This is a genomic window from Dellaglioa sp. CoH-56-MRSF-12 (assembly GCF_056782075.1).
The window spans coordinates 1-257 of sequence record NZ_JBXAYD010000130.1 but is presented as its reverse complement, the minus strand read 5'-3'; the positions used below and the strand labels follow the sequence as shown (position 1 = coordinate 257).

Below are 257 nucleotides of genomic sequence, written 5' to 3'. Positions count from 1 at the left end.
AAGAACCTTCTGCCGTTCACCTTCCTGGAGCCGGGCCACGGGAATCCCGGTCCACGCGGCGACGATCTCGCTGATCTCTTCCTCAGTGACCTCCTCCCGGAGGAGTCGGTTCTTCCCCTGCTTCTCGGAGAGCCGCTCCTCCTCGGCAGCGAGCCGCTGCTCGAGGTCGGCGAGTTTGCCGTAGCGCAGTTCTGCAGCACGGTTCAGGTCATAGTTGCGTTCAGCCTCGTCAGCATCACGGCGCACTTGCTCCAGCT

The 257-nt window shown here is 63.4% G+C and carries 1 protein-coding gene; it reads right to left on the bottom strand.

Features of this window, described 5'->3' with window-relative positions; all coding sequences use genetic code 11:
- A partial coding sequence (locus tag AC1RPY_RS08045) for a hypothetical protein (RefSeq protein WP_481763160.1) occupies window positions 1-257 on the bottom strand: 257 nt, incomplete at both ends.